Here is a 23,870-nt window from a genome sequence, read left to right as displayed (position 1 = left end):
CGCTATTCGGTGAACTGGTGCGAGGGGACCTGGGGTGCCGTATCGGGCGCGGTTGCCCGGCGGTTTGTCCCGGTGGCGCGCCTGACCGGAAATTCGAGCGGTACGCAAGCCGGATGTGCATGATTGTGCCGAATCGACGCGGCGCCCTCGCGGCTTTCCGTGCGATATCGGCGTCGGACCAGATAGATTGGGCGCTGCTTCGATTCATGGTAGATGCGCCCGACATACTCCCCGACGACGCCGATGCCGATGAGCTCGATTCCGCTCATGAAAAGAATGACGGAAATGAGCGATGCATATCCGGGAACGGGATTCCCGAATAGCAGCGTGCGAATGGTGATGAACGCGCCGTAAGCAAATGCCAGTATCGCAATGACGAGCCCGACGTAGGTCCAACTGCGAAGCGGGACGGTGCTGAAGCTCGTGATGCCTTCGAGCGCGAAATTCCACAGCCGCCATCCGGAGAATTTCGAGCGGCCGGCTCGGCGGGGTTCGCGCTGATATTCGACGATCACGGTCCGGAAGCCCACCCATGCGAACAGGCCCTTCATAAAACGCCGCCGTTCCGGCAAGCTTCGCAATGCATCGACGACCTGGCGATCCATCAGGCGAAAATCGCCGACGTTTTCCGGCATTTCGACTTCGGAAAGCGCGTTGTGCACGCGATAGTAGAGCGCCGATGCGGTGCGCTGGGCGAACGAGTCGCACTTCCTGTTGGTCCGCCTGGCCGCAACCACTTCGGCGCCGCGGCGCCAATGATCGATCATCAGCGGAATCAGGCCGGGAGGGTCCTGCAAATCGGCGTCGATGGGAATGACGGCGGCGCCTGTCGCTTCGTCCATGCCGGCCGTCAGCGCGGCCTCCTTGCCGAAATGGCGCGTCAGGTCGACGACGCGTACACGCGGATCACGAGAACTCGCAGAAATCAGTTTGTCGAGCGTTCCATCGCTGCTTCCGTCGTTGATGCATACGATCTCGAAACGAACCGACTCGACTGATTCGAGAACGGGAATTGTCTCGGCAAAGAATATATCGGCGGCGTCGTATTCGTTGTAGAAGGGCACGATGAGCGAAATCAAAGGTTTTCTGCTTCGCATGAGCGTGCTCCACTCGAGGTGGTGGGGGAAGTTATGGCGCAGGCGGAAACGCGCGGTCGAATAATCTTGATGGTTTTGATTTGTTTATTTTGCGTTCAATCATGACGATAAACTGAATTGAATGCCGATGATGTAAATTGTAGTTCACCGCCTGGAACGACGAATGATTTTTGATTTTCTCATTTGTCGCATGAGTTCGTGATTGAGCGACCATTCGGAGCGCAATCGGATCGTCGACGGGGCGCGATGGCGAGAGGCTGCGACATGGCGGCGCACGTCATGCGGTTCGTGCGTCGTGCGCGGCGCTTGCGCCGGTGCGCGGTGCAAATGGGGCGTCGCGGCTCGGCGCGCGCCGTCGAATCGCCAGGCTGCCGGGTTGCCCGACCATCGAATCGCCGAACCTTCCCCGCCCGTCCCGCCAAATCAGCCTTCGCGCATCGCTATCCACGACAGATTGGCTCGCGTCGCGGCGTTCGCCGCTAAAATCGTCGCTTACCAAAACCTGACGAATCACCCCGAACCACCAGCGGAGCACCAACGATGAAGCACAACCCAGGAATCGGCCGTCGGCTCTTCGCCGGCATCGCCGCGGCGATGCTCGTGACGGCCGCGCACGCCGACACGTCGCTGCTGAACGTGTCCTACGACGTCACGCGCGAACTGTACAAGGACATCAACGCGAGCTTCATCGCCGCGTACAAGCAGAAGACGGGCGAGGCGGTGTCGATCCGTCAGTCGCACGGCGCGTCGAGCGCGCAGGCGCTGTCGGTGCTGCAGGGGCTGCAGGCGGATGTCGTGACGATGAACCAGCCGAACGACATCGATCTCCTCGCCGAGCGCGGCCAACTGCTGCCGAAGGACTGGCGCACGCGCTTGCCGAACAACAGCTCGCCGTACTCGACGACGATGGTGTTCCTCGTGCGCCACGGCAATCCGAAGCAGATCAAGGACTGGAGCGATCTCGCGAAGCCGGGCGTGCAGGTGATCATCGCGAATCCGAAGACGTCGGGCAACGGCCGCTACGCGTATCTCGCCGCGTGGGGCTATCAGAAGCTGAAGGGCGCGACCGATCAGCAGGCGCTCGATTTCGAGAAGGCGATCTTCCGCAACGTGCCGGTGCTCGACTCCGGCGGCCGCGGCGCGACGACGACGTTCACGCAGCGCGGGATCGGCGACGTGCTCGTCACGTTCGAGAACGAGGTCGCGCTGATCGACACGGGCGCGGCGGGCGCGAGCTTCGATGCCGTCTATCCGTCGGCGAGCATCCTCGCGGAGCCGCCCGTCGCGATCGTCGACAAGGTCGTCGACAAGAAGGGCACGCGCAAAGAGGCGCAGGCGTATATCGAGTATCTGTATTCGCCCGCGGGGCAGGAGATCGTCGCGCGGCACCATCTGCGTCCGCGCGATCCGAACGTGCTGAAGAAGCACGCGAGCGAGTTCAAGCCGCTCAAGACGTTCAGCGTCGAACAGATCTTCGGCAACTGGGCGAACGCGCAGAAGACGCATTTCGCCGACGGCGGCACGTTCGACAAGATCATCGTCGATCGCAAGTAAGCGTCGGCCGGTCGGCGGTTCGCGCGCGCCGCTCGGCATCCGCCCGGATCGGAATTGCCGCGCGACCGTTTCATTGCTTTCCGCCGGTTGATGCTTGCATTATCCTTTCGGAAATCCACGGGCGCATTCCATTCAATCGGAATGTGCCCGTTTTGTTTTCATTCTCCGATTCGGATGCCGATTCCGTCTGCGTGCTTCGGCATTTCCCGATAAGCGTTTTGCCGTGACCCAATCGCGTTTTATCGCAACTCGCCGAGCCGCGGATCTTCGATGTTCGCCAGTTCTCTGCGTATGCGACAGATGTCCATATATTGAGATGCGCGCCGTGTGCGCCGCAGCTCGCTTGTCGCACGTGATTGCTTTGCGGCAAGAGGCAAATGCGGGCGGATTTATCTTTTTGCCATCAAATAATCAATGGTGGAAATGATGGTTGACGGGCCATTTTTTCATAATTACGATGCAAAAAAATTGAGTAAATCAATTGAGACAATACCGAGGAAGGCATTGCGTCGTCATGCCTTACGTCTTGAAATAAATAGAAAGCGAAAATGAAAAGATCGATGGATGGAGGGCGCGCCGGATCGGCGGGATGGCGCCGCCGGATGTCGGCGGCGGCGGTCGTCTCGACGATGCTGCTGGCGGTGGGAGGGTGTGGCGACGATCTGCAGAGCAGCACGACGCCCGCGCAACTCAATCAACCGTATACGGACCCGACCGCTTACTCGCCGAAGGCGGGCGACGGGCTTCCCGCGTCGCAGGTATCCGAGCGCGCCGCGGTGATGAGCCGTCAATGGTCGTCGAACGGCGCGTCGGTCGACTACCTGACCACGACAGGACATCTGACGGCCTACGATCCGAACGGCAACGCCGAAGCGACGATGTCGTATGTCGCGTATACCGTCCCGAGCCAGAACGGTTCGCCGCGGCCCGTCACTTTCTTCTACAACGGCGGGCCCGGTTCGTCGTCGGTGTGGCTGCGGCTCGGTTCGTTCGCGCCGACGCGCGTCGCGACGCCCGATCCGCTGATGACCAACTGGCCGAATTTCCCGCTCGTCGACAATCCGGAAAGCCTGATCGCGACCACCGACATGGTGTTCATCGATCCGCCCGGCACCGGCCTGTCGGAGGCCATCCAGCCGAACACGAACCAGACGTTCTGGGGCGCGGACGCCGACGTCAAGGTGATGCGCGACTTCATTCGCCGCTATCTGTCCGTCAACGGCCGCAGCGGATCGCCGATCTACCTGTACGGCGAATCGTACGGCACGCCGCGCACGGACATGCTCGCGCTCGCGCTCGAATCGGCGGGCGTGCAGCTGACGGGCATCGTGCTGCAGTCGTCGATCCTGAACTACATGGCGGCGACCGGGGATCAGGCGGTCGGCACTTTCCCGTCGTACGCGCAGGTGGCGGCGTACTTCAACCAGGCGTCGCCGTCGCCGGCGAATCTGGGCGCGTATGCGCAGCGCATTCAGGATTTCGTGACCGCGCAGTACACGCCGATCGTGCATTACGCGACGGCCTCGTCGCCGGTGTCGCCGGACGGCGGCACGCTCGCGGCGTGGTCGGCGCAAACGGGCATGACGACCGCATCGCTCAACGCGTACTTCCAGTATTTCTACGACACCGAGGCTTCGCCCGGGCAGACGACGCTCGTGCCGGGCGACACGATCGGCCGCTACGACGGCCGCGTGTCGCTGCCGAACGGCGATCCGCGCCTTGCGAGCGACGACGATCCCTCCGACATCCTGATCTCGAAGCCGTTCACGACGGCGCTGGCGTCGCAGATGCCGAACGACCTCGGCTACGCCGCGCCGAACGCGACGTATCAGACGCTGAATCCCGACATCATTGGCGTGTGGAACTTCAGCCATGCGGGGCAGCCGTATCCGGACACGATCCCGGATCTGCTCGCCGCGCTGCAACTGAATCCGAAGCTGAAGGTGCTGGCGTCGAACGGCTATCATGATCTCGCGACGCCGTATTTCGAAACGGAAAAGGAGCTCGCGCGGCTGCAGACGGTGTCCGGTCTCGCCCCGAACCTGCAGGTCACGTTCTATCAGGGCGGCCACATGATTTACCTCGACGATGCCGCGAGGCCGCAGATGAAGTCGGATCTCGTCGCGTTCTACCAGAACCGGCCCGTGGCGAACGCGCTGACGCTCGCGGCGCTGCCGTCGCCGTGGCCCGACGAGAGCCCGGCCAATACGCCGACGGCGAAAATCGCGCGGGCCGCCGCGGCCCGCTGAGTTTGCGGCGAGCGGGCCGCGCCATCGGCGGCCCGCTCCTTGAACCCCGATATTGCGAGTCACGTCATGTTCCAGATTCATCAGTTGCAGCGCGTGTTCCCGGCGATCGCATTCGCTGTCGCCGCGACGTTCGCGTTGGGCGCATCCGCCGAAACCTTGCAGGCCGTCTCGTCCGTTCCGCCGCTGCACGGCGGCGTCGACGGCCCGTTCTTCCCGAAGGCCGCTTCCGCCGTGCCGGCGTCGGCTTCCGCGACGACAGGCGCGCAGTTGCAGCAGCAGGCGCAAAGCCGGCTCGCGGCGAGCCTCGGCGCGAGCAGCGCGCTCGGCAACGGCGCGGCGGTCACGAAGGCGCAGGCGCAAGCAAGCGGCCTCGGTTACGTCGCGAAGCACTTCGATGAAATCGACGCCGCGCATACCGGCAAGGTCACGCTCAAGCAGGTTCAGCAATTCATCGAGCAGCCGCGCCAGTGACGGGCGGCGGGGCCCGGCACCTGCCCGCGGAAGGCCGGGCGCGTCGCGCGCATCGAACGAACCGGGCGGCGTGACGACCCATCGTAAGCGCTGCATGCTACGCTCGCCGCACCCGACCCCGGCGAGACTGCGATGAACGTCGATTCCTCTTCCCAGCACCCCCCCGAGCCTCCCGTCGGCAGCGGCTCAGGCGCGCGCAAGCCGCCGCGCGGCGGCCGCAGGATCTGGTCCGGCACGCGCGACGTGATCGCGTACGGCATGCCGGCCTCCGTCTGGCGCGATCTCTACTACTGGGCGCTCAAGGTGAGCTGGCCGGTGTTCTTCGCGTCGCTCGCCGCGCTGTTCGTCGTGAACAACACGCTGTTCGCGCTGCTGTACCTGCTCGGCGACGCGCCGATCGCGAACCAGTCGCCGCCCGGCTTCGCGGGCGCGTTCTTCTTCAGCGTCGAGACGCTCGCGACGGTCGGCTACGGCGACATGCATCCGCAAACCGTCTACGCGCACGCTGTTGCGACGCTCGAGATCTTCGTCGGGATGTCGGGGATCGCGTTGTCGACGGGGCTCGTGTTCGCGCGCTTCGCGCGGCCGCGCGCGAAGATCATGTTCGCGCGCCATGCGATCGTGCGTCCGCTCAACGGCCGGATGACGCTGATGGTGCGCGCGGCGAACGCGCGGCAGAACGTGATCGCCGAGGCGCGCGCGAAGCTGCGGCTGATGCGGCGCGAGCTATCGTCCGAGGGCTATTCGCTGCTGAAGATCCACGATCTGAAGCTCGTGCGCAGCGAGCATCCGATCTTCCTGCTCGGCTGGAACCTGATGCACGTGATCGACGAATCGAGCCCGCTGTTCGGCGAGACGGCCGAATCGCTCGCCGAGCGCCGCGCGCTGCTGCTCGTGATGATCGAGGGCTCCGACGAAACCACCACGCAGATGATGCAGGCGCGCCACGCGTGGGAGCACGGCGACATCCGCTGGCATCACCGCTATGTCGATCTGATGAGCGAGGTCGACGGCATGACGCACATCGACTACACGCGCTTTAACGACATCGAGCCGATCGAACCGCAGCCGGCGACCGATGCATCCGATGCGCCCGGCCCGGCCGGTGCGCCGGGCACGCCGACTGCGCCGACTACGCCGACTACGCCGACTACGCCGCCCGCCGAAGGCGGCGCCCACCCGGTCTGACCCGCTGATCCGGCCCGGAGCGAAATCCTTCTCAAATTGCAAGCAAAGCTTCAGCCGTCTTTCTCGAAAACGTTGATCGATATCAAGATAAGCAAAGAAATTCTTCTATTGGCGTAAAAAAATAAAGTGCATTGGGTTGCGCATCGAAACAGGGCGCCACGCCTTTCCGGCGCGAGGCGATGCCGCAATCGCGAACAGCACATCGAGGAGACGACAATGAACGCCCGCCTGCCGATCGACGGCCCGCCCGCGTTGGCCGACTATCGCCTGACCGACAATCTTTCCGCGACGCGCGGCCGCATCTTCCTGACGGGCACGCAGGCGCTCGTGCGCCTGTTGCTGATGCAGCGCGCGCTCGACGCCGAGCAGGGCGTGAACACGGCGGGCTTCGTCAGCGGCTATCGCGGCTCGCCGCTCGGGATGGTCGACCAGCAGCTGTGGAAGGCGAAGCAGCAGCTCGACGCGTGCGGCGTGCGCTTCCTGCCCGCGATCAACGAGGAGCTCGGCGGCACGGCGGTGCTCGGCACGCAGCGCGTCGAGGCCGATCCGGAGCGCACCGTCGACGGCGTATTCGCGATGTGGTACGGCAAGGGCCCGGGCGTCGACCGCGCGGGCGACGCGCTCAAGCACGGCAACGCGTACGGCTCGTCGCCGCACGGCGGCGTGCTCGTGGTGGCGGGCGACGATCACGGCTGCGTGTCGTCGTCGATGCCGCATCAGAGCGACTTCGCGATGATCGCGTGGCACATGCCGATCGTGAATCCGTCGAACATCGCCGACATGCTCGAGTTCGGCCTGTACGGCTGGGCGATGTCGCGCTACTCGGGCGCGTGGGTCGGCTTCAAGGCGATCTCGGAGACGGTCGAGTCCGGCTCGACCGTCGATCTCGACGCGCTGACGATGCGCTGGCCCGCGCCCGAGGGCTTTGCGCCGCCCGCGGGCGGCCTGCACAACCGCTGGCCCGATCTGCCGAGCCTCACGATCGAGGCGCGGCTCGCCGCGAAGCTCGACGCGGTGCGGCACTTCGCGCGCGCGAACAGCATCGACAAGTGGGTGGCGAAGAGCGCGCACGCGAACGTCGGCATCGTCACGTGCGGCAAGGCGCATCTGGATCTGATGGAGGCGCTGCGCCGGCTCGACCTGACGCTCGCCGATCTCGACGCGGCCGGCGTGCGGATCTACAAGGTCGGCCTGTCGTTCCCGCTCGAGATGTCGCGGATCGACACGTTCGTCGGCGGCCTCGCCGAAGTGCTCGTGATCGAGGAGAAAGGCCCCGTGATCGAGCAGCAGATCAAGGACCATCTGTACAACCGCGCGTCGGGCGCGCGGCCCGTCGTGCTCGGCAAGCACGACGCGGCGGGCGCGCCGCTCCTGTCCGAGCTCGGCGAGCTGCGGCCGTCGCGGATCCTGCCCGTGTTCGCCGGCTGGCTCGCGCGCCACAAGCCCGCGCTCGATCGCCGCGCGCGCGTCGTCGATCTCGTCGCGCCGACGATCCTGTCGAACGAAGCCGATGCGGTGCGGCGCACGCCGTACTTCTGCTCGGGCTGCCCGCACAACACGTCGACGAAGGTGCCGGAGGGCTCGATCGCGCAGGCGGGGATCGGCTGCCACTTCATGGCGTCGTGGATGGAGCGCGACACGACGGGGCTTATCCAGATGGGCGGCGAGGGCGTCGACTGGGCCGCGCACGCGATGTTCACGAACACGCGCCACGTGTTCCAGAATCTCGGCGACGGCACGTATTTTCATTCAGGGATCCTCGCGATCCGGCAGGCGGTCGCCGCGCGCGCGAACATCACCTACAAGATCCTCTACAACGATGCGGTCGCGATGACGGGCGGCCAGCCCGTCGACGGCAGCATCTCGGTGCCGCAGATCGCACGGCAAGTCGAGGCGGAAGGCGTGTCGCGCTTCGTCGTCGTGTCAGACGAGCCGGAGAAGTATGACGGCCATCACGATCTGTTCCCGCGAGGCACGACGTTCCACCACCGCCGCGAGCTCGACGCGGTGCAGCGCGAGCTGCGCGACACGCCGGGCGTGACCGTGCTGATCTACGACCAGACCTGCGCGGCCGAGAAGCGCCGCCGCCGCAAGAAGGGCGCGTTCCCCGATCCGGACAAGCGGCTCTTCATCAACGAAGCCGTCTGCGAAGGCTGCGGCGATTGCGGCGTGCAGTCGAACTGCCTGTCGGTCGAGTCCGTCGAGACCGTGCTCGGCCGCAAGCGGCGCATCGACCAGTCGTCGTGCAACAAGGATTTCTCGTGCGTGAACGGCTTCTGCCCGAGCTTCGTGACGATCGAGGGCGCGAAGCTGAAGAAGGCGGCGGGCGTCGCGTTCGACGAGGCCGCGCTCGCCGCGCGCGTTGATGCGCTGCCGCGCCCCGCGACGCATCTCGACGCCGCGCCGTACGACATGCTCGTGACGGGCGTCGGCGGCACGGGCGTCGTGACGGTCGGCGCACTCGTCAGCATGGCCGCGCATCTCGAAGGCAAGAGCGCGTCGGTGCTCGACTTCATGGGCTTCGCGCAGAAGGGCGGCGCGGTGCTGTCGTTCGTGCGGATCGCGTCGTCGGACGCGTGGCTCAATCAGGTGCGGATCGACACGCAGCAGGCCGACGTGCTGCTCGCGTGCGACATGGTCGTCGGCGCGAGCGCCGATGCATTGCAGACGGTGCGCCGCGAGCGCACGCGGATCGTCGTAAACATGCATGCGATCCCGAACGCGGCGTTCGTTCGCGATCCGGATGCGAACCTGCACGCGGATGCGCTCGTCGCGAAGATGCGGCACGCGGCGGGCGACGGCTTCCTGTCGAGCTGCGACGCGCAGGCGCTCGCGACGAAGTTCTTGGGCGACACGATCGGCGCGAACATCCTGATGCTCGGCTTCGCGTGGCAGCAGGGCCTCGTGCCGGTGTCGCTCGACGCGCTGATGCGCGCGATCGAGCTGAACAACGTCGCGGTGCCGATGAACAAGCTCGCGTTCTCGATCGGCCGGATGGCGGCGGGCGATGCGGCGGGCCTCGACGCGCTGTGGGACGCGCGCCATCCGGTGCACGAACCGCTGCCGCCGCAGACGCTCGACGCGCTCGTCGCCGATCGCGAGGCGCGCCTGGCCGACTATGGCGGCGCGCGCTACGTCGAGCGCTATCGCGCGCTCGTCGGCGCCGCGCGCGCGGCAGGCGACGAGCGTATCGCGCGCGCGGTCGCGACGACGTTTCATCGGCTGCTCGCGGTGAAGGACGAGTATGAGGTCGCGCGGCTCTACGCGGACGGCGCGTTCCGCACGGCGCTCGAAGCGCAGTTCGAAGGTGCCGCGGGCAAGGACTTTCGCGTCAGGTTCAATCTTGCGCCGCCCGCGACCGCGAAGGCTGGCCGGGGCGGCGCCGCGCCGAGAAAGCAGGTGTTCGGCCAATGGCTGTGGCCGGTGCTCGGCTTGCTCGCGCGCGTGCGCAGCCTGCGCGGCACGTGGCTCGATCCGTTCGGCGGCACGGTCGAGCGCAAGATGGAGCGCGCGCTCGCCGACGACTACGAGGCGACGATGCGCCGCGCACTCGCGGCGCTCTCGCCGCAGACGGCCGATACGGTGGCGCGGCTCGCGGAGCTGCACGCGAAGGCGCGCGGCTACGGGCACGTGAAGCTCGCGAACGTCGCGAGCGTGAAGCGCGCCGAGCGCGAACTGGCCGCGCGTCTTTCGATCGACGCGGCGACGGGCGCGGCCGTGCAGCGCGCGCTCGACGAGATGAAGGGCGCGGGCGCGCTGCGCGGGATTCCGGTTGTCGTCGCGAAGTCTTGAGCGCGGCGTGAGCGCCGTTCAAGCGGCGGCGGGCGGCTGCGCGGGGCATTGCGCGGCAGCCCGCCGTTTTTGCGCTGCTTCGGCTTCTTTGTTTTGCCCTTCGTCCGTCCGTTGCTTCGCCGCTGCGCCGTTCGCTCATCGAGCGACGATGACGCGCGTCGGCGCGCGCTGCGTCAGACGATTCCCTTGTTGCGCGTCGACAGCGCCGTTTCCGCCAGATCGACCTCGCGCATCAGCTTGGCGAGCGTCTCGTCGTTGATCTCCTGCTCGCCGCGCAGCCGATAGAGCACCGTCCGCTCCGCGCGGATCGCCGCGATCTTCAGGTGCAATTCCATCTTCTCCGTCTGCCGCGCCTCCTCGCGCGGCGTCGCGCCGTCGTCGGCCAAGCTCGCGAGCCGGCGGCGGTACAGGTCCATCACGCGCGCCGTCACGTCCGCGCAGCGCGCGGCGGCTGTCTCGTCGAGATCGACAGCGAGCGTGTCGTGCGCCGCGTCGACCGCGCGGATCGCCGCCTGCGCGGCCGCCGCGCGCGCGGCGCGCTCTTCCTCCGCGTGCGGGTTGCGCATCGGGCGCACGCCGCGCAGCAGGAACGGCAAGCCGATCACCGCGGCGACGAGCGAGCCGAGGATCACGCCCGATGCGACGAAGATCGCGATGTCGCGGCCCGCGAGCGGGGTGCCGTCGGCGAGCGCGACCGGAATCGACAGCACGCCGGCGAGCGTGATCGCGCCGCGCACGCCGCCCACCGTCATCACCGCGATCGTGCGCAGGCCCGCCATCGTGCCGGCGAGGCCCTGCTTCGCTGCGCGGCGGCTCGCGATCCAGCGCAGCAGCCACACCCACGCGAAGCGAATCGCGTAGAGCGCGGCGAGCATCGCGGCGACGTAGCCGATCAGCGCGCCGACGAGCGCATCGCTCGTATGGTGCGCGTCGACGAGCGCGCGGCCGATGATGTGCGGAAGCTGCAGCCCGAGCATGATGAACACCATGCCGTTGAACACGAACTCGATCATTGCCCACGTGCTCTCGGCGCGCACGCGCGCGGCGACCGTGCTGCTCTTCGAGAAGCTCGTGTAGTTCATCATCATCCCCGACGCGACGGCCGACAGGATTCCTGACAATGCGAGGTGCTCGGCGATCAGGTACGACGCGAACGGCACGAGCAGCGTCATCACGATGCCGGGCGCCGGATCGCCCTCCTGCGCGGCGTTCAGGAAGCGCGTCGACAGCGCGCTGAACAGCCACGCGAGGGCCGCGCCCGTCGCGAGGCCGCCCGACGCGACGATCACGAAGCTGATCGACGCGTCGCGCAGCGAGAACATCCCGGTCAGCGCGGCCGCGATCGCGAACTTGAGCGCGACGAGGCCCGATGCGTCGTTCATCAGCGCTTCGCCTTCGAGAATATGCATCAACTGCGGCGGGATGCGACCCTTGCCCGCGATGCCGGACAGCGCGACCGCATCGGTCGGCGACAGCACCGCGGCGAGCGCGAATGCGATCGGCAGCGGCAGGCCGGGAATCAACCAATGCGCGAAGTAGCCGACGGCGAGTACCGTCATGAACACGAGGCCGAACGCGAGCATCAGGATCGCGCGCCGCTGCAGATACAGCTCGCGCTTCGGAATTCGCCAGCCGTCCGCGAACAGCAGCGGCGGGATGAACAGCAGCATGAAGATTTCGGGATCGAACGTGACGTGCAGGTTGAACCTCGGCCATGCCAGCACGGCGCCGATCGCGATCTGCATCAGCGGCAACGGCAGACGCAACGGCAGCACGCGCGTCGCGACGCCCGACAGCGCGACCGCGAGCAACAAAATCAAAACAGTGAAGACGATTGACATCGATGATTGAAACGGGGAGGAAACGACGATACGCAGTGTAGCGTGCGCGCGAAATGCGCGCCGGGAAGCGAGGGTTGCGCACGGCTGCACTGTCATGGTGCGCGCAATCCCCGTTCGAACGCATGCGCAACGTATCGGAGACCGACGCATCGGCACCAGGGTTCGGACGACTGAGCACGGAGCTTGCTTGGAGCAATGCGACAACTACGATTGAACAACCGAGGATCACCGATGAAAACCCGCGAGCCGCATGTTTCGCCTGCAGACGTTTTCGTCCTGAGGAGGGCCGCCGCATGACCACCACCGTCCAGCAGGAGCGTCCCGTCGCCGCGTCGCCGTATCGCTTCGAGTCGGAGATGACGTCGGGTCTCGAGCGCGTCGCCGCGCACCACCACGATCTCACGCTGACGAGCGTGTTCCAGCCGATCTTCAGCCTGTCGCACATGCGCGCGGTCGGCTATGAGGCGCTGTTGCGCGCGCACGATGCGCTCGACCGGCCGGTGTCGCCGCTCGACGTGTTCGGCGAGGCCGCGCGCCACGGCGAAGCGACGCAGGTCGACCGCCTCGCGCAGGCGCTGCATCTCGAGAACTTCGCGCGCTTCGGCGCCGAGCGCGAGTGGCTGTTCCTCAACGTGCACCCAGGCGTGCTCACCGATCCGTTCCAGGCCGCCGCGCTGTTCGCGAACCTGAAACGGCTCGACATTCCGCCGCGGCGCGTCGTGCTCGAAGTGCTCGAGCAACGCGCCGACGATCTCGATCGGCTCGCCGACGCGGTGCGCGAGTTTCGCGAGCACGGCTTCCTGATCGCGCTCGACGATTTCGGCGCCGGTCATTCGAACATCGAACGAATCTGGCAGTTGAGTCCCGACATCGTGAAGCTCGACCGGATCATGCTGTCGCACGCGCAGCATCGCACGGGGCTCACCGCGATCCTGCACGGGCTCGTCACGCTGCTGCACGAGGCGGGCAAGCTCGTGCTGATCGAAGGAATCGAGACCGAGCACGAGGCGCAAATCGCGCTGTCGTGCGAGGCGGATTTCGTGCAGGGCTATTTCTTCGGGCGTCCGGGGCCGGGGCTGCCCGACGGCGCGGCGGTGTCCGCCTGCATCGGCGAGCTGACCGAACGCTATCGCAAGCAGACCGAAGCGACCGAGCGGCGCGACGCGCAGCGGCTCGCGCCGTATCAGCGTGCGTTCGAGCGCGCGGCCGAGCGCCTCGCGGCGGGCGAGCCGCTCGACGAGGTCTGCTGGAACTTCCTCGCGCTCGATCACGCCGCGCGCTGCTTCCTGCTCGACGAGCGCGGGCGGCAGGCGGGCCGCAATGTCGTGCTGCGCGCGGATCGCGCCGCGCGCGAGACGCGCTTTCTGCCGCTCGCCGACGCGCAGGGCGCGAACTGGCTGAGGCGCCCGTATTTTCGGACGGCGATCGCCGAGCCGGGGCGCGTGCACGTGACGCGGCCGTATCTGTCGATCAACGAGGCGCTGCCGTGCGTGACGCTGTCGATCGCGGTCCGCGTGAACGACACGCTGTGCGTGCTCTGCGGCGATATCGACTGGATCGACGACGAGGAGCCGCTCGACGCTTGACGGCCGGCACGTCGGCGAGCCGCGGCCATGCCGGCCGCGCGCCGTGCGCCGTGTGTGTGTGGGCGGCCGCCGGCGCGTGCTTCGCAGGCGCCAGGGGCGCTCGCGGGCGTGGCTGCCGGTTCGCGCCATCGTGCGGATCGTACGGATCGTACGGATCGTACGGATCGTACGGATCGTACGGATCGCGCGGATCGCGCGGATCGCGCGGCGGCCGCCGCTTCGTCGAAGTGCGACGAACAGCATCTCGTGTCTCGTGCATTGGGCTTTCCGACATCGACGGCGGCGGCTTCGTTCGCACGAAGCGGCGCGCCCCAGGGGCGCGAGCACGCGGCGTTGCTTTTTCCGAATGCGAGGCCGAGAATGCGCTGAGGATTGCGCCGGGCCGATGTCGCGCGATCCCGCCATCGGCACTACGCGAAGAAAGATCATGAAAAGACCGTTTTCGCTGACAGTCCTGGGGTGGTTCGTCATCGTCTCGAACGTGATCGGGTTGATCTCGCTGCCGTTTTCGCTTCGCGATCCCACCTCGCTCGCGGTGCTGCGCCACTCGCCGCTGCCGCTCGAGGCGACCGTCGCGCTCGCCGTCGTCAGCGAGACGCTGCATCTCGTCGCCGGGGTCGCGATCCTGAAGGGACGGATCTGGGGACGCAATCTCTACGCGCTCGTCGCGCTCGCCGGATTCGCGATCTCCGCGTTCACGACGCCGTTCAAGGGCATGTTGATCATCGTCGCCGCGCTGATCGCGCTGTTCCTGCTCATCCTGTATCGTCCGGCCGCGACCGCCTACTTCAGGCAGGCAGCGTCGTGAACGTGCTGTGCGGCCGTACTGCCGCATGTGCTCGGCAGATTCATTCAATTTCCATTCTTTGTGCTTTCATTAACATTCACGCCAACGTCATATCTCCCCCGTATCGTCCTTTCGTTTTTGAAAGAAACCACGCCACGGGAAGCCGAAAACATGAAGCGAGTGAGACTGGCGGCGCTCCTTTGCGCGAGCGTCTTCGGGGCGGCGGGCTGCGGCAGCGACGAGCCGAAGAGCCCAGCCGCATCGGACGACGGCGCGCAAACGACCGCCGCGCGCAACGTGATCTTCTTTCTGGGCGACGGGATGGGGATGACGACGCTGACGGCCGCGCGGACGGGCGCAATCTGCTCGCCGAGCTGCAGGCGAAGGGCTACGCGGTCGCCGCGACGAAGGACCAGCTCGCGCAGGCGGGCGGCGGCAAGCTGATCGGACTCTTCAGTACGACGAGCCATCTCGAGTACGAGCTCGATCGCGTCGCGGGCAAGGGCGAAGGCCCGGCGCAGCCGAGCCTCGCGGAGATGACCGCGAAGGCGATCGACGTGCTGTCGAAGAATCCGAACGGCTATTTCCTGATGGTCGAAGGCGGCCGGATCGATCACGCGCTGCACGGCACGAACGCGAAGCGCGCGCTCGAAGACACGGTCGCGTTCGACGAGGCGATCCGCACCGCGCTCGCGAAGGTCGATCTGTCGAACACGCTGATCGTCGTGACGGCCGACCACGACCACACGATGACGATCAACGGCTACTCGAAGCGCGGCAATCCGATTCTCGACATCAGCCGCAGCTATCGCGACGGCCAGCCGAGCAAGGACGCGGACGGCAACACGTACACGACGCTCGTGTTCGGCAACGGCGCGAACCGGCCGAACCTGCGCACGCCGGTGGATTCGGCGACCGCGACGGGCGAGGCGTACCTGCAGGAAGTCGGCGTGCGGATGGGCAGCCCCGGTTCCGAGACGCACGGCGGCGGCGACGTGATGCTGTTCGCGGACGGCGCCGACGCGAAGGCGTTCAAGGGCACGCTCGACAACACGAAGGTGTTCGGCCTCGTGAAGTCGGCGTTCGGGTTCTGAGCGGACGGGAGGCGATGCGGATGTTCGCGATGAAACGAACCGTCGCGCGGCGCGTGTGCGCCGCACTTGGTGCGGCGGTCATGCTCGCCGCCGCGCCGGCGGCGGCCGCGTCCGCCGCACCCGATCTCGACGCGGTGCTGCTGCACGAAAGTACATCGGTGAGCGCGGACGGCGTGACGCGCACCGTCGTCTATCGGGAGCGGATGGTGCGCCGCGACGGGCACGTGTGGATCGAGCGCGTGTTGCCCGCGGGCGCAAAGCATGCCGAAGTGAATGACGCGCACGCACATGGCGATCACGCGCACGACGATGCGCGAGCGCAAGCGCCGCGCGGCGGCGTGCGGCCCGCCGCAGCGACGACGGACGCGCACGCGGGCCACAAGCACTTCAACTTCGACGCGGCCACGCGGCACGTGATGAACGACGGCGGCCGGGTCCGCATCGAATACGTGGATGCGGCGCAGCGCACGATCGTCGCGGTGCCGCCCGTCGAGTACGAGACGACGGGCTTCGACGGCTCGTGGGACAACGCGTACTACATCACGCCGCCGTCGCAACTGAAGCGCCTCGCCGCGAAATCGAAGCCGGGGCCGACGCCTGGCACGCGCTGGTACGAGCAGACGGTCGGCGCCCCGCGCGCGCAGGGCGTGAACCGCATTCTGTGGAGCGACACGCTGCAGGCGCCGCTCGCGGTCGAGTATCGCAGCGCGGACGGCCACGCGGCACGCAAGCTGACGCTCACGCCGGCGCCGCGCGCGAAGGTGCTGCCGTGGCAGCAGTTGCAGTCGTATGCGCGCAAGGAATACGCGGACTATCTCGACTGACGTGCGAAGCGCGATACGTTCGCGTGCGATGCTGCGCAAGGCAAGGCAAGGCAAGGCAAGGCAAGGCAAGGCAAGGCAAGGCAAGGCAAGGCAAGGCAAGGCAAGGCAAGGCAAGGCGGCGTGGCGCAGCAAGATGCGCGTAGGTACGTTTTGCCGCACCGCGCACGCGGGCTCTTCGTCGGTTACGATGCTGGCTGGTTCAACTCGACGCGGGCCGTTTCAATGCCAGCTTCCTCGATCCTTCTCGAAGTCATCGCGACGACGATCGGCGATGCGAAAGCCGCCGCCCGCGCGGGCGCCGATCGTCTCGAACTCGTCACCGCGATCAGCGAAGGCGGATTGACGCCGAGCATCGGCGTGATCGAGGCCGTCGCGGCCGCGGTGCCGATTCCCGTCAACGTGATCGTGCGGCCGCACAGCCGCTCGTTCCATTACGACGCGAGCGAGCTCGCGGCGATCGCACGCGACGTGCGCGCGGCCGTCGCGGCGGGCGTGAACGGCGTTGTGTTCGGGATGCTCGATGCGCACGGCGACGTCGATCTCGATGCGTTGCGGCGCATTGCCGACGCGGCCGACGGGCGCGACCTCACGTTTCATCGCGCCTTCGACGTCGCGCGTGATCTGAATGCCGCACTCGACACGCTGCTGCGCGTGCCGTCTGTCACGTCGGTGCTGACGTCGGGCGGGCATCCGTCGGTGCTCGACGCACGCGAAGTCGTCGCGCGGATGGTGCGCCGCGCCGAAGGCTCGACGTGTACGGTGCTCGCGGGCGCGGGGCTCACCGTCGATGCGGTCGGCGACTTCGTGCGCGCGACGGGTGTGCGGGCCGTGCACTTCGGCTCGGGCGTGCGCGAGCGCGGCGAGGTGCTCGCGCCGATCGACGAGCGGCTCGTCGCGAAGGCGCGCGCGACGCTCGATGCGTCGGGGCGGGAGTAGGGCCCCCGATCGAACGCGGGCACGCGTGCGTGTGAGGATTCCTCGACGCGCGGCAAAAAGGACCGGGATCTCATGATCATGAACGACACCCCAAGGGTTGGATCGGCGTCCAACTTTTGGGGTGCAGTTCATCGTCCCGGCATTTTTGCATCGATCATGCTGGCGTTCGGCGTTCGGCGTTCGGCGTTCGGCGTTTAGCATTCAACATCCACATTGAGCACGGAGCACCGAGCACGGAGCACCGAGCGATAAGCACCGAGCCCGCATTGGCCGGCAGCCGCATTCCCGCGCGCTGCCGACATCGACCCTCGCACTCAAGCACTCAAGCACTCAAGCACTCAAGCACTCAAGCACTCAAGCACTCAATTGCGTCGCCTCGCTCGCCGACATTCCGAGCCGCGCGAGCAGTTTGCGGTCCGCTTCCGCGCGCGGATTGCCGGTCGTCAACAGCACGTCGCCGTAGAACATCGAGTTCGCGCCCGCGAGGAAGCACAGCGCCTGCATCGAATCGTCGAGCTGCTCGCGGCCCGCCGACAGCCGCACCATCGCCTTCGGCATCGTGATCCGCGCGACCGCGATCGTGCGCACGAACTCGAGCGGGTCGAGCGGCTCCGCGTTCTCGAGCGGCGTGCCTTCGATCGCGACGAGATTGTTGATCGGCACCGATTCCGGATACGGGTTCATGTTCGCGAGCTGCGTGATCAGGCCCGCGCGCTCGCGGCGCGATTCGCCCATTCCGATGATCCCGCCGCAGCACACGTTGATGCCCGCGTCGCGCACGCGCTCGAGCGTGTCGAGGCGATCCTGGTAGGTGCGCGTCGAGATGACCTGGCCGTAGAACTCCGGCGACGTGTCGAGATTGTGGTTGTAATAATCGAGGCCCGCTTCGGCGAGCGCCTTCGCCTGATGCGCTTCGAGCATGCCGAGCGTCACGCAGGTCTCGAGGCCCATCTCCTTCACGCCGCGGATCATGTCCTTGATCGGCTCGATGTGCCGATCCTTCGGATTGCGCCACGCCGCGCCCATGCAGAAGCGCGTCGCGCCGTTGTCCTTCGCGGTGCGCGCGGCGGCGAGCACCGCATCCACTTCCATCAGCTTCTCCGCCTTCAGGCCGGTGTCGTGATGCGCGGACTGCGAGCAGTAGCCGCAGTCCTCCTCGCAGCCGCCCGTCTTGATCGACAGCAGCGTCGACAGCTGGATCGCGTTCGCGTCGAAGTGCTCGCGATGCACCTGCTGCGCACGGAACAGCAGATCATTGAACGGCAGCTCGTAGAGCGCGATCACGTCGGCGACGCGCCAACGCGGCGCGACGGGCGCGGCCACCGGCGTTTCGGTCGTCGCGGAAGCGGTTTGAGCTTGGGTCATGTCGGTCATCCTTCGGAACAGGGATCGATTCGAAAAATTATGGGCGATCGGCGATAAGCCGGCAAAAAATCAGCGCGGCGCGGCGGCGCGCAGCGCGTTCAGCAAACGGTTCACGTCGAGCGCGTCCGACGCCGCCTCCGGCGACGGCGGGCGCATGTGCGCGACGTCGCCGACGAGCGGCGCACGGTGCTCGCGTTCGAGCCACGCGCGCAGCGTGTCGACGTTCTCGTCGGCGAAGCGCATCGCCGGATCGACGCGGTTCGCGACCCACCCGGCGATCGCGAGGCCGCGCGCGGCGATCGCGTCGGCGGTCAACAGCGCGTGGCTGATGCAGCCGAGCCGCACGCCGACGACGAGCACGACGGGCAAGCCCAGCGCGACCGCGAGATCGGCGGTGTCGCGCGTGTCGGTCAGCGGCACGCGAAAGCCGCCTACGCCTTCGACGACGACGACGTCCGCCGCTTCGCACGCGCGGCGATGCGCGGCGACGATCGTGTCGATGTCGAGCGTCACGCCCTCGCGCGCGGCGGCGATGTGCGGCGCGGCGGGCGCCTTCAGCAGGAACGGCGTGCGGATCGCGGCGGGCAGCGCTGCGTTCGCGGCGGCGTCGAGCTGATCCGCGTCTTCGTTGCGCCACACGCCGTCGCGCTCGTATGCGCCCGCGGCGATCGGCTTCAGTGCGGCCGCGCGCAGCCCGGCGCGCGCGAAGCCGTGCAGCAGCGCGGCCGATACGAAGGTCTTGCCGATCTCGGTGTCGGTGCCCGTCACGAACAGCGAAAGCGGCGCGCTCATGCGGCGGCCTCGACCCGCGTGACGAGCGCCGCTTCGAGGCGCGCGAGATCGTCGAACGAATGCGCGGCCGACAGCGAGATCCGCAGCCGCGAGGTGCCCGCCGGCACCGTCGGCGGCCGGATCGCGGGCACCCACAGGCCTTGCGCGTCGAGCGCGGCCATCGCGGCGAGCGTCGCTTCGTTGCTGCCGATCACGAGCGGCTGCACGGCCGTGTGCGAATCGACCGGCCGCCACGGCGTCGCACGCAGGATCGCACGCGTGCGATCGATCAGCGCGGCGAGATGCGCGCGCCGCGCGTCGCCTTCGTCGCTCGCGATCACCTCGAGGCTCGCGGACACCGCGCACGCGACGGACGGCGGCGCGGCCGTCGTGAAGATGTAGCTGCGCGCGCGCTGCACGAGCCATTCGATCACGGTCTCGTGCGCGACGACGAATGCGCCCGCAACACCCGCCGCCTTGCCGAGCGTGCCGACGTAGACGAGGTTCGGCGAGCGCAGCCCGTATGCGGCGAGCGCGCCGCGCCCTTGCGGGCCGAGCACGCCGAAGCCGTGCGCGTCGTCGACGACGAGCCATGCGCCGTGCGCTTCGGCGAGCGCGACGAGGCGCGCGAGCGGCGCGACGTCGCCGTCCATGCTGAACACGGTGTCGGAGACGATCAGCTTCGTTTGCGCGTCGGATGCGGCGAGCCGCGCTTCGAGCGCGTGCATGTCGCCGTGCGGATAGACCGCTACGTCGGCGCGCGACAGCCGCGCGCCGTCGATCAGCGATGCGTGGTTCAGTTCGTCGGAGAAGATCGTCGCGCCGCGGCCCGTGAGCGCGGTCAGCGCGGCGAGGTTCGCCATGTAGCCGGTGCTGAAGTAGAGGGCGCGCGGCGCATCGGAGAAGCCGCCCGAGAACGCGGCGAGTTCGTCTTCGAGCGCCGCGTGCGCGCGCGAATGGCCGCCGAGCAGATGCGAGCCGCCGCTGCCCGAGCCGTAGCGGCGCGCGCCTTCGGCGAAGGCTTCGATCAGCCGGGGGTGGGCGGCGAGCCCGAGATAATCGTTGCTGGCGAAGCCGACGATCTCGCGGCCGTCGACCGTCATGTGCGCGCTGCACGCGGTGTCGGCGATGCGACGGCGGCGGCGCAGCCCTTGCGCGTCGAGATCGGCGAGGCCGCGTTCGAGCGTGGCGAGCAGATTCATGAGCGTGCCTCCGTGAGCGTTGCGTCGAGCGTCGCGCGCGTGCGCGACGCGAGCCATTCGATCTCGCCGTCGTCGAGGATGTACGGCGGCATCAGATAAACCGTCGTGCCGATCGGGCGCAGCAGCGTCTCGCGCGCGAGCGCGTGCTCGAAGAAGCGGCGCGGGAACGTCCTGGCCGCGTCGCCTTCGAGCGCGACGTCGAACGCGAAGATCGTGCCGCGCTCGCGCAGGTGGCGCACGTGCGGATGCGACGCGAGCGGCGCGAGCGCTTCGCGCATCAGCGCGGACTTGCGCGCGTTCTCGGCGAGCACGTCGTCGGCGTCGAACAGGTCGAGCGTCGCGACCGCCGCGCGGCATGCGAGCGGATTGCCCGTGTACGAATGCGAGTGCAGGAAGCCGCGCGCGACGTCGTCGTCGTAGAACGCATCGAAGATCGCGTCGCGCGACAGCACGAGCGACAGCGGCAGATAGCCGCCGCTGATGCCCTTCGACAGACACATGAAATCGGGCCACACGTTCGCCTGCTCGCACGCGAAGAATGTGCCGGTGCGCCCGCAGCCGACCGCGATCTCGTCGGCGATCAGATGCACGTCGTGCGCGTCGCACAGCGCGCGCAAGCCGCGCACGTACGACGGATCGTGCATCGCGAAGCCGGCCGCGCACTGCACGAGCGGCTCGACGATCAGCGCGGCGATCCTGTCGCCGCGCTCGGCGAAGAGGCGCTTCACGTCTTCGAGCGCGCGCGCGGCGACGTCCGCGGCCGTCTCGCCCGGCTGCGCGTCGCGCGCATCCGGCGACGCGACGACGTGCGCGGCGCGGATCAGCGGATCGTACGCGTCCTTGAACAGCGCGACGTCGGTCACGCCGAGCGCGCCGATCGTCTCGCCGTGGTAACCGTTCGCGATGCAGACGAATTCTTGCTTGCCGCCGCGGCCGCGATTGCGCCACGCATGGAAGCTCATCTTCAGCGCGATCTCGACGGCCGACGCGCCGTCCGACGCGAAGAACGCATGGCCGAGCGTGTGCCGCGTGCGCGCGGCGAGCCGCTCGGCGAGCTCGATCGCGCTCTCGTGCGTGCAGCCCGCGAGCATCGCGTGCTCGAGCGTGTCGAGCTGCGCTTTCAGCGCCGCGTTGATGCGCGGGTTCGCGTGGCCGAACAGGTTCACCCACCACGAGCTGATCGCGTCGAGATAGCGGTTGCCTGCGCGATCGACGAGCCACGCACGTTCGCCGCGCGCGACCGGGATGAGCGGCAGCCGTTCATGGTGCTTCATCTGCGTGCAAGGGTGCCAGACCGCGCGCAGGCTGCGCGCGACCCAGTCGTCGGTTGCGTGTGTGCTCAAGACTGCTCCGGGACCAATACGCGTCGAAGGCGCGAGAGGCGCCGCTCGCTCATGCGGGATCGACGGCGGCGAAGGCGCTCGATCGAATGGCGAAAACGCGTGTGCAAAACGAAAACCGGGGCTGAGATTAGCGTGTTTTGCGCTTCGTTGCAGTACCCGTTACAAAACGCCGGAGCCTTTCTGGTGGCGGAGTTCGGCGCATTTCGCGACGGTTCGCGACGGTTCGGTCCAGATCGTTCGAATAGGGCGCAGAAGGCGACGGCAAAGAGTCGCTACCCGTCGGACGAAAGCCGTGCGGCGCACGGCCGAAAAACGGTGGTCGACGGAAAAAAGGCGCTTTCGCGCGGTCCAATGCAATCGGCGAGGGTTGATGAGCCGGTGGCGCGCGCGGACGACGCACGGCATCGATGTGAGGAAAGCGGAAAAAATTGCGGGGAAGGAAAACGTCTCGCCTCGACGCCGGCGTACGAGCGGCCGATCAGCCGGTCAGCCGGTCAGCGGCTCGCGAGCGCACGCGCGGCGTTCGACGATTCGTCTGCCGTTTGCGTGTCCGCATCGCGCCAGACGACGCGATTGTCGACCGCATAGAGCTGGCATGGTCCGGCGCCTTGCTTGCGGCAGCCTTCGAGCGCGAGCGCCATCGGATCGTCGCCGCCTTCGGCCCACGACCACGCGCCTTCGCTCGATACGGCGAACGCGCGGCTCGGATGCTGCGCGAGGAAGCGGCGATACGCGGCGCGGCCGGCGTCGTCGACGAACGGCACGGCTTCGACCGCGTCGATCGCCGCGTAGCCGGTCGCCTTCGGCTCGTGCGGATTCGCGACCGCGTAGCGGACCGAGGTCGGCAGATCGAGCTGCGCGAGGAACGACGCGACGGGCGGCCACCAGATCGGCACGCCGTCGCGATCGACGATGATCCGGTGCGCGTCGTCCTTGTAGCGGCCGAAGTCGACGAAGAGCGTGCTCGCGCCGTGCGACGTGTACGCGTCGCGCAGTTGCGCGACGAGCGCGGGCGACCACACCGAGTCGTTGTCGCCGTACAGCCACAGCGACGGCACGTGCGTGCGCGAGCCGTATGTGTCGAACGCGTTGACGAGGTTCTTCTGCCAGCCTTCGCAGAGATCCTGGCGCAGCCCGCCCGAGAAGTTGATGATCCCGCGCACGCCGCGCGCGGCTTCGGTGCCGTACGCGAGCGACACGAGGCCGCCGTGCGACGTGCCCGCGACGACGACGTGCCGCGCGTCGACGTAAGGCAGCTTCGACATGAAGCCGATCGTCGCGGCGACGTCGCGCGCCTGCGCGACGCCGTTGCGCGCGACGTCGCAGCCTTCCTGGATGTACGCGCCGCCCGAGCCCGCGAAGCCTTCGCGGTTCGGCGCGACGACCGCATAGCCGCGCCGCACGAACTCGCGTGCGAACGACAGCGGCCGGCTGCGCGGTTGCGCGCGCAGATCGCCCGGATTCTTGCCGTGGTTGAAGACGACGAGCGGGAACGGGCCGGGGCCGTCAGGCTTGAACACGGTTGCCTCGAGCGTGACCGTGCCGGCGGCGTCGACCGGAATGCGGATGATCGTTTCGTTGAGATTCGCGGCGACGGGCGGCAGGCTCGAATCGCCGTAGTCGAAGCGCTCGGCGTTCGCGAGCGCACGGGGCGCGGCGGCAGGCGCGGACGGAATGCCGGACGGCAGCGGACCGGCCTGAGCAGCCGACAGCACGCATGCCGCGATCCATCCCGTCATCACCTTGCCAAATGCCATGCCCGAGCCCACC

The 23,870-nt window shown here is 67.6% G+C and carries 16 protein-coding genes and 1 pseudogene; 10 read left to right on the top strand and 7 right to left on the bottom strand.

What is annotated here, in order from left to right:
* Positions 1 to 2: 2 nt before the first annotated feature.
* Positions 3 to 1,097 carry a glycosyltransferase family 2 protein gene (locus WS62_RS14285; RefSeq protein ID WP_066571691.1) on the bottom strand — a complete coding sequence of 365 codons (1,095 nt, stop codon included), beginning with the start codon at positions 1,095 to 1,097 and terminating at the stop codon, positions 3 to 5.
* A gap of 540 nt (positions 1,098 to 1,637) precedes the next feature.
* Between WS62_RS14285 and WS62_RS14280 the strand changes: the two genes are divergently transcribed.
* The 5 genes from WS62_RS14280 to WS62_RS14260 all read left to right on the top strand — a co-directional run bounded on the left by WS62_RS14280 (position 1,638) and on the right by WS62_RS14260 (position 10,351).
* Positions 1,638 to 2,651, top strand: coding sequence for a sulfate ABC transporter substrate-binding protein (locus WS62_RS14280; protein WP_066571687.1), 1,014 nt, complete (start codon positions 1,638 to 1,640; stop codon positions 2,649 to 2,651).
* A gap of 548 nt (positions 2,652 to 3,199) precedes the next feature.
* The gene (locus WS62_RS14275; RefSeq protein ID WP_066571684.1) at positions 3,200 to 4,900 is read left to right on the top strand and encodes a S10 family serine carboxypeptidase-like protein; all 1,701 of its coding nucleotides are present in this window, start codon (positions 3,200 to 3,202) and stop codon (positions 4,898 to 4,900) included.
* Between the two features lie 66 nt (positions 4,901 to 4,966).
* Complete coding sequence (locus tag WS62_RS14270; RefSeq protein WP_066571682.1) at positions 4,967 to 5,371, top strand: hypothetical protein; 405 nt, start codon at positions 4,967 to 4,969, stop codon at positions 5,369 to 5,371.
* 132 nt (positions 5,372 to 5,503) lie between these two features.
* Positions 5,504 to 6,559 (top strand): ion channel, encoded by a 1,056-nt coding sequence (locus WS62_RS14265; protein WP_231748291.1) that lies wholly within the window; start codon positions 5,504 to 5,506, stop codon positions 6,557 to 6,559.
* A 216-nt stretch (positions 6,560 to 6,775) separates the two neighbouring features.
* Positions 6,776 to 10,351 carry an indolepyruvate ferredoxin oxidoreductase family protein gene (locus WS62_RS14260; protein ID WP_066571679.1) on the top strand — a complete coding sequence of 1,192 codons (3,576 nt, stop codon included), beginning with the start codon at positions 6,776 to 6,778 and terminating at the stop codon, positions 10,349 to 10,351.
* 173 nt (positions 10,352 to 10,524) lie between these two features.
* Here WS62_RS14260 and WS62_RS14255 read toward each other — a convergent pair whose 3' ends face one another.
* The gene (locus WS62_RS14255; RefSeq protein WP_066571671.1) at positions 10,525 to 12,192 is read right to left on the bottom strand and encodes a Na+/H+ antiporter; all 1,668 of its coding nucleotides are present in this window, start codon (positions 12,190 to 12,192) and stop codon (positions 10,525 to 10,527) included.
* A gap of 293 nt (positions 12,193 to 12,485) precedes the next feature.
* Between WS62_RS14255 and WS62_RS14250 the strand changes: the two genes are divergently transcribed.
* The 5 genes and pseudogenes from WS62_RS14250 to WS62_RS14225 all read left to right on the top strand — a co-directional run bounded on the left by WS62_RS14250 (position 12,486) and on the right by WS62_RS14225 (position 17,419).
* A complete protein-coding gene (locus WS62_RS14250) occupies positions 12,486 to 13,778 on the top strand; it encodes a sensor domain-containing phosphodiesterase (protein ID WP_066571663.1) in 1,293 nt (430 codons plus the stop codon).
* Between the two features lie 427 nt (positions 13,779 to 14,205).
* Positions 14,206 to 14,586: a hypothetical protein gene (locus WS62_RS14240; RefSeq protein WP_066571734.1), complete on the top strand. Its 381-nt coding sequence runs from the start codon at positions 14,206 to 14,208 to the stop codon at positions 14,584 to 14,586.
* A 320-nt stretch (positions 14,587 to 14,906) separates the two neighbouring features.
* Positions 14,907 to 15,659, top strand: a pseudogene (locus tag WS62_RS14235) (alkaline phosphatase); the annotation flags it as partial.
* A gap of 14 nt (positions 15,660 to 15,673) precedes the next feature.
* Positions 15,674 to 16,483 (top strand): hypothetical protein, encoded by an 810-nt coding sequence (locus WS62_RS14230; protein ID WP_066571656.1) that lies wholly within the window; start codon positions 15,674 to 15,676, stop codon positions 16,481 to 16,483.
* A gap of 222 nt (positions 16,484 to 16,705) precedes the next feature.
* A complete protein-coding gene (locus WS62_RS14225; RefSeq protein WP_066571654.1) occupies positions 16,706 to 17,419 on the top strand; it encodes a copper homeostasis protein CutC in 714 nt (237 codons plus the stop codon).
* A 354-nt stretch (positions 17,420 to 17,773) separates the two neighbouring features.
* Here the strand turns inward: WS62_RS14225 and bioB are convergent, their stop codons facing one another.
* The 5 genes from bioB to WS62_RS14200 all read right to left on the bottom strand — a co-directional run bounded on the left by bioB (position 17,774) and on the right by WS62_RS14200 (position 23,857).
* Entirely contained in the window at positions 17,774 to 18,784 is a 1,011-nt protein-coding gene (gene bioB, locus WS62_RS14220) for a biotin synthase BioB (RefSeq protein ID WP_066496159.1), read from the bottom strand.
* Positions 18,785 to 18,853: 69 nt separating this feature from the next.
* Complete coding sequence (gene bioD, locus WS62_RS14215) at positions 18,854 to 19,576, bottom strand: dethiobiotin synthase (protein WP_066571651.1); 723 nt, start codon at positions 19,574 to 19,576, stop codon at positions 18,854 to 18,856.
* Positions 19,573 to 20,757 carry an 8-amino-7-oxononanoate synthase gene (bioF, locus tag WS62_RS14210; protein WP_066571731.1) on the bottom strand — a complete coding sequence of 395 codons (1,185 nt, stop codon included), beginning with the start codon at positions 20,755 to 20,757 and terminating at the stop codon, positions 19,573 to 19,575. Before bioF ends, bioD begins: the two co-directional genes overlap by 4 nt.
* A complete protein-coding gene (bioA, locus tag WS62_RS14205; RefSeq protein WP_066571648.1) occupies positions 20,754 to 22,100 on the bottom strand; it encodes an adenosylmethionine--8-amino-7-oxononanoate transaminase in 1,347 nt (448 codons plus the stop codon). The genes bioF and bioA overlap by 4 nt, the downstream gene beginning before the upstream one ends.
* Positions 22,101 to 22,594: 494 nt before the next feature.
* A complete protein-coding gene (locus WS62_RS14200; protein WP_197422837.1) occupies positions 22,595 to 23,857 on the bottom strand; it encodes a dienelactone hydrolase family protein in 1,263 nt (420 codons plus the stop codon).
* Positions 23,858 to 23,870 lie beyond the last annotated feature (13 nt).

The organism is Burkholderia sp. ABCPW 14 (genome assembly GCF_001523835.1).
Classification (GTDB): Bacteria; Pseudomonadota; Gammaproteobacteria; order Burkholderiales; family Burkholderiaceae; genus Burkholderia; species Burkholderia mayonis.
Note: the sequence above shows the minus strand (reverse complement) of the source record. Positions and strands in the feature narration are given on the sequence as shown.

What these genes read in the sequence shown, in the direction of transcription:
- WS62_RS14255 (WP_066571671.1), bottom strand. Translation starts at nt 12,192, where the DNA reads ATGTCAATCGTCTTCACTGTTTTGATTTTGTTGCTCGCGGTCGCGCTG.
- WS62_RS14275 (WP_066571684.1), top strand. Translation starts at nt 3,200, where the DNA reads ATGAAAAGATCGATGGATGGAGGGCGCGCCGGATCGGCGGGATGGCGC.
- WS62_RS14240 (WP_066571734.1), top strand. Translation starts at nt 14,206, where the DNA reads ATGAAAAGACCGTTTTCGCTGACAGTCCTGGGGTGGTTCGTCATCGTC.
- WS62_RS14260 (WP_066571679.1), top strand. Translation starts at nt 6,776, where the DNA reads ATGAACGCCCGCCTGCCGATCGACGGCCCGCCCGCGTTGGCCGACTAT.
- bioB (WP_066496159.1), bottom strand. Translation starts at nt 18,784, where the DNA reads ATGACCCAAGCTCAAACCGCTTCCGCGACGACCGAAACGCCGGTGGCC.
- WS62_RS14280 (WP_066571687.1), top strand. Translation starts at nt 1,638, where the DNA reads ATGAAGCACAACCCAGGAATCGGCCGTCGGCTCTTCGCCGGCATCGCC.
- WS62_RS14230 (WP_066571656.1), top strand. Translation starts at nt 15,674, where the DNA reads ATGCGGATGTTCGCGATGAAACGAACCGTCGCGCGGCGCGTGTGCGCC.
- WS62_RS14285 (WP_066571691.1), bottom strand. Translation starts at nt 1,097, where the DNA reads ATGCGAAGCAGAAAACCTTTGATTTCGCTCATCGTGCCCTTCTACAAC.
- WS62_RS14265 (WP_231748291.1), top strand. Translation starts at nt 5,504, where the DNA reads ATGAACGTCGATTCCTCTTCCCAGCACCCCCCCGAGCCTCCCGTCGGC.
- WS62_RS14225 (WP_066571654.1), top strand. Translation starts at nt 16,706, where the DNA reads ATGCCAGCTTCCTCGATCCTTCTCGAAGTCATCGCGACGACGATCGGC.
- bioF (WP_066571731.1), bottom strand. Translation starts at nt 20,757, where the DNA reads ATGAATCTGCTCGCCACGCTCGAACGCGGCCTCGCCGATCTCGACGCG.
- WS62_RS14270 (WP_066571682.1), top strand. Translation starts at nt 4,967, where the DNA reads ATGTTCCAGATTCATCAGTTGCAGCGCGTGTTCCCGGCGATCGCATTC.
- bioD (WP_066571651.1), bottom strand. Translation starts at nt 19,576, where the DNA reads ATGAGCGCGCCGCTTTCGCTGTTCGTGACGGGCACCGACACCGAGATC.
- WS62_RS14250 (WP_066571663.1), top strand. Translation starts at nt 12,486, where the DNA reads ATGACCACCACCGTCCAGCAGGAGCGTCCCGTCGCCGCGTCGCCGTAT.
- WS62_RS14200 (WP_197422837.1), bottom strand. Translation starts at nt 23,857, where the DNA reads ATGGCATTTGGCAAGGTGATGACGGGATGGATCGCGGCATGCGTGCTG.